Below are 5,372 nucleotides of genomic sequence, written 5' to 3' on the forward strand. Positions count from 1 at the left end.
TGACGCGCCCGTAGCCGCCGCCGCCCGGAGTCCGGATCTCCACCGCATCCCCCGGCGCCACCGACTGGCGATCACAGCCTGCCATCGGCTCGCGCGTGCCATCCGCGCGCAGGATGGCATCCTCGCCCAGCGCCCCCGGCTCGCCATCCGCCAGCCCGAATGGAGGAACGCGGCGGCGATTGGCCAGTAGCACTACCTCCATCGCCGCATCAAAACCCAACCGCCGGATCACGCCGTCACCCCCCCGGCGCTGCCCCCGGCCGCCGGAGCCCCGGCGATAGCCGAACTGCTCCACCCGAACCGGGAAACGACTCTCCAGCACCTCCGGGTCGGTCAGGCGCGAATTGGTCATGTGCGTCTGTACGGCGCTGGCCCCGTCATAGCCGGGTCCGGCCCCGGCGCCACCGGCGATGGTCTCGTAGTACTGCCGCTCGGCATCGCCGAAGGTCAGGTTGTTCATCGTGCCCTGGGCCGCGGCCTGCACCCCGAGGGCGCCGAACAGCGCGTCGGTCACCACCTGCGAGGTCTCGACGTTGCCCGCCACCACTGCAGCGGGTGGGGCCGGGTTCAGCAGGCACCCCTCCGGGATCGCCAGGTCCACCGGCGCCAGGCAGCCATCGTTCAGGGGAATCTCGTCCTCCAGCAGCGTGCGCAGCACGTACAGCACCGCCGCACGGACGATGGAGCCCGGGGCGTTGAAGTTGTCCTCGCGGGCCGGCGAGGTCCCCGCGAAATCGATCCGCAGGCGACGCGCTCCCGGATCGGGGGTCACGGCCACCCGGATCTCGGCCCCGTTGTCCAGCGCATAGGTGAACGTGCCACCCTCCAGGCCCGCGATCAGCCGTTGTACCGCCTCGGTGGCGTTGTCCTGCACATGCCGCATGTAGGCCGCCACCGTGGCCACGCCATATTCGTCCAGCAGCCGGCCCAGCTCTTCGAGCCCCTTGCGGTTGGCCGCCACCTGGGCCTCCAGATCGGCCAGATTCTGCTCCGGGTTGCGTGCCGGCCACTCGCCCGATCCCAGTAGCGCCCGCATCGCCGGAGACGCGAAACGCCCATCGCGCACAAGAAGGGTCGGCGGGATCAGCACGCCCTCTTCTTCCAGCCGACGGGAGAAGGCCGGCATAGAACCCGGCGTGATGCCGCCGACATCGGCATGGTGGCCGCGCGAGGCCACGAAAAACGCCGGTTGCGCGATCCCGGCCTGCGGATCCTCCGTCACTGCATCCCCGGGCCCCACGAAGACCGGCGTGACCACGGTGATGTCCGGCAGATGGGTGCCGCCGTTGTAGGGATCGTTCAGCACCCAGGCGTCTCCGGGACGCAGATCACCATCCGCCGCCGCGACCACCGCGCGCACGCTGGCGCCCATCGAGCCCAGATGCACCGGCATGTGCGGAGCATTGGCAACCAGGTTCCCGCTGGCATCGAACAGTGCACAGGAGAAATCCAGGCGCTCCTTGATGTTCACCGAATGGGCAGTATTGCGCAGGGTGAACCCCACCTGGTCGGCGATCGCCATGAACCGATTATTGAAGACCTCCAGCAGGATGGGGTCGCGCGGGATCGCGTCCGCATCGGTGGTCTCGGCTGTCTCGGCTGCCCCCCGCCGACCGGCGCCCACCTCGCGCTCCAGGCACAGCGTGCCCTCGTGCTCGATGCGACCCCGCCAGCCCGGCTCCAGCACCAGCGTGGCGGTGTCCTCGATCACCAGTGCCGGCCCTGCCAACGTCATCCCGGGGCCCAGGGCCTCGCGCCGGTACAGGGGTACGTCGCGCATCTCGCCCGCCACGATCATCGCGACCGTATCCGCCTTCGGTGCGGGACGCTCGACCAGCGATTCCGGTACCCGGTCCGGCGGCAACTCGGTCCCGGCGGCGATGGCCTCGGCCGCTGCGACCGCCACCACCAGCTCGCGATCCGGCGGGGCAAAGCCGTAGCGCCCACGATAAGCCGCAGCGAAGGCCTCCATCAGAGAATGGGTGGAGCCGGCTGGGACCTCCAGCGCCGTATCCGAGCCGGCTAGCCGCAGATGCAGCCGCCGCTCAATGCGCATGCCCCCAGGTTCCACCCCCTGTTCCGCCAGGGCCGCGGCCGCCGCCGTGGCCTGATCGTCCAGCGCGGCCTCGATCGCTGCGACATGCTCCTCGTCCAGGGGCCACTCCAGGCTGCGCTCGCGCAGGGCTCGCAGTTCCCCCAGCCCCATCCCGTAGGCGGACAGCACGCCTCCCAGCGGATGGAACAGGATGTGGCGCATGCCCAATTGCTCCGCGACCCGGCAGGCATGCTGCCCACCCGCCCCGCCAAAGCAGACCAGGGCATAGCGCGACACGTCATGGCCCCGCTGCACCGAGATGGTCTTGATCGCCTGGGCCATGTGCTCCACCGCGATCTGCAACAACCCCTCGGCCAGCCCCTCCGGCGTCACCCGTTCAGCCGTCATCGACATGACCTGAACCGCCAGCTCATCGAACTGCTGCCGGACCGGCTCCGGGTCCAGCGGTCGGTCGCGCTCGGGGCCGAACACGGCCGGGAAATACTCCGGTCGCAAGCGCCCCAGCAGCACATTGCAATCGGTCACCGTCAACGGCCCACCCTGGCCGTAACAGGCCGGGCCGGGCTGCGCGCCGGCGGACTCCGGCCCGACCCGCAAGCGGATACCGTCAAAGCGGCAGACCGACCCACCGCCAGCGGCCACGGTATGGATATCCAGCATCGGCACGCGCAGACGCGCACCCGCCACCTCGCTCTCCTGGCGGCGTTCCAGCTCCCCGGCCAGGTGTGCGACATCGGTGGAGGTCCCGCCCATGTCGAACGTGATCAGGCGCTCGAAGCCGAGTGGCGCGGCGGTCTTCAGCGCACCGACGATGCCGCCGGCCGGCCCGGACAGGATCGCGTCGCGGCCGCGAAAGTGTGCCGCGTCCACCAGCCCGCCATGCGACTGCATGAAGCGCAGCGGCACATCCCCCAGTTCGCCGGCCACCTGATCGACATAGCGGCGCAGTACGGGCGACAGGTAGGCATCCACCACCGTGGTCTCGCCACGCGGCACCAGCTTGATCAGGGGGCTGGTCTCGTGGCTGGTCGCCACCTCGGCGAAACCCATCTCCCGCGCAAGCGCCGCGATGGCCTGCTCATGCGCCGGATAGCGATAGCCGTGGATGCAGACGATCGCCACCGAACGAATGCCGTCATCCAGCGCCGCCTGCAGGCGCGGACGCAGCTCATCAAGCTCCACCGGCTGGAGGACCTTGCCGGCCGCGTTCACCCGTTCGCGCACCGGTGCAACCCGCGCATAGATCGGCTGTGGCAGGCGGATGATGCGCGCAAACAGGTCCGCCCGTGCCTGGTGCCCGATCGCCAGTGCGTCCTCCAACCCTGCGGTGACGACCAGAAGGGTCGGCTCGCCCTTGCGCTCCAGTAGCGCGTTGGTCGCCACCGTGGTGCCCATGCGCACCTCGTGGATCACCCCGGCGGGGATCGCCGCGCCGGCGGCCAGACCGAGGAGGTCGCGGACGCCCTGCACCGCGGCGTCGGCATACGCCTGCGGGTTGTCCGACAGCAGCTTCCGGGTGTGCAACCGTCCTTCCGGGTCGCGTGCGACCAGGTCGGTGAAGGTGCCGCCGCGATCCACCCAGAACTGCCATTGGTTGTCGGTTCCGACTTGAGTCATGTCTGCCGCTCTGGTTTGATCACGTGAACTCGGGCGCCGCGCGCCAGTCGCAAGCGCGTCACCTAAAAGGAAATGCTCCCGCATGGATCCCGTCACCCAAGCCAGCCTGGGCGCCGTTGTCGGCGGCCTGACCCTCGGATCACGCCTGGGCCGCAAGGCCATCCTGCTGGGCGCCGCCGTGGCCATCGTCCCGGACCTGGACGTGCTTATAGCCTACGGGGACGACGTCTCCGATTTCATCTATCACCGCGGCTTCAGCCACTCCCTGCTGGTCCATCTGCTGGTCGCGACGGGCGTAGCGGGCCTGCTCGCACGCATTCCGGCCACCCGCGATATCGGCTTCGGACGCTGGTGGTGGTTCCTGTTCCTGGTGCTGTCCACGCATGTGCTGCTGGACGCGCTCACCACCTACGGCACCCAGCTATTTTGGCCCTTCGCCGGGCCGGTGGGGACCGCCTCGATCTTCGTCATCGACCCGCTCTACACCCTGCCCCTGCTGGTCGCCGCGATCGGCGCGCTGTTCTACCGCTTCGCGCCGCGGCTGCTGGTGGCCGGACTGGTCCTTTCCACCGCCTATGCGGGCTCGGGCCTGGCGCTGAAGGTCTGGATCGACCACCGCATCCAGCCCGCGCTGATCGCGATGGACCTGCAGGACCAGCCCCGCATGGTGCAGCCTACCCCGTTCAACCTCCTGCTGTGGCGCATCACCGTCGTGGATGATGACCAATTCCTGGAGGCATGGGTGGGCATCTTCGACCAGCCGATCCGGCCGGACTTCGAGGCCTTCGAGCGCGGCGCGCACCTGCAGGAGGAGGCCCTGGCCCTGGAGGACGGCCAGCGTCTGCAATGGTTCGCCGGCGACTTCCTGCGCTTCCACCGCGCCGAGCACACCGACGCCCCCGACCGGCTGGTCGTCACCGACCTGCGCCTCGGCGCACCTGGCTTCTTCCCCTTCGGCTTCGAGATCGCCGAGGAACGCGACGGCGACTGGCAACCCATCACCAGCCGCCAGGTCCGCGAGACGGGCCCGCGTGAAGACGCGATCCGTGCCATCGCCACGCGCATCATTGATCCGGAGGGTGCGCCCTGCCTCATGGACCTGGCCGAACCCGATTACGCCATCACCCGGCCGCCGCCGCGCTGCCGCCTGCAGATGCCGTGATCGGTTCCGACGAGCCTGAACCGGGACCCGCGGCCGCCTGCGAACTGTGTGGCCGCGAGATGGACGCGCTGACCCGCCACCACCTGATCCCGCGCAAGCAGCACCGGCGCAAGCGCATCCGCCGGCGATTCAGCCGCGCCGAACGCGCGGCCCGCATCCTGTGGGTCTGCCGCCCCTGCCATGACCACATCCACAAACACTTCGACGAACAAGCCCTGGCGGAACGCCTGAACACGCGCGAGGCGCTCCTCGCCGAACCGGTCGTCCACGATTTCGTCACCTGGATCGCCCGCCACCCACCCGGCTTCAAGCCCCGCGGCTAGCCCCCGGGCACTGGACGGCCATTCTTCGAGCCCCAATCGCTTTCGCCTGCACCTGCACCTGCGGTGGCTGGCCCTGGTTCGTCGCCAGTGTTTACGTGCCTCCATCCAGCCCCCTGCCGGGTCAGGCTGGCCCCGGTTCGTCCTCTGTGTTTCCGTACTTTCGGTCCGCCACCTGCCATGCGCTGACTCGCCAGCGCGGGCCGGGGTTTCCCTC

Annotated in this window: 3 protein-coding genes; 2 read left to right on the plus strand and 1 reads right to left on the minus strand. The window is 69.6% G+C overall.

The window, feature by feature from the left end:
- On the minus strand, positions 1-3,673 hold a 3,673-nt coding region (locus tag B0684_RS13620), incomplete at its 3' end, for a hydantoinase B/oxoprolinase family protein (protein WP_143592478.1).
- Positions 3,674-3,755: 82 nt separating this feature from the next.
- On the opposite strand from B0684_RS13620, the gene B0684_RS13625 reads away from it, so the two are divergent.
- Positions 3,756-4,835: a metal-dependent hydrolase gene (locus tag B0684_RS13625; protein WP_018649829.1), complete on the plus strand. Its 1,080-nt coding sequence runs from the start codon at positions 3,756-3,758 to the stop codon at positions 4,833-4,835.
- Positions 4,836-4,894: 59 nt separating this feature from the next.
- The gene (locus B0684_RS13630; RefSeq protein WP_051074783.1) at positions 4,895-5,158 is read left to right on the plus strand and encodes a hypothetical protein; all 264 of its coding nucleotides are present in this window, start codon (positions 4,895-4,897) and stop codon (positions 5,156-5,158) included.
- Positions 5,159-5,372 lie beyond the last annotated feature (214 nt).

Source organism: Thioalkalivibrio versutus (assembly GCF_001999325.1).
Classification (GTDB): Bacteria; Pseudomonadota; Gammaproteobacteria; order Ectothiorhodospirales; family Ectothiorhodospiraceae; genus Thioalkalivibrio; species Thioalkalivibrio versutus.

What these genes read in the sequence shown, in the direction of transcription:
- B0684_RS13625 (WP_018649829.1), top strand. Translation starts at nt 3,756, where the DNA reads ATGGATCCCGTCACCCAAGCCAGCCTGGGCGCCGTTGTCGGCGGCCTG.
- B0684_RS13630 (WP_051074783.1), top strand. Translation starts at nt 4,895, where the DNA reads ATGGACGCGCTGACCCGCCACCACCTGATCCCGCGCAAGCAGCACCGG.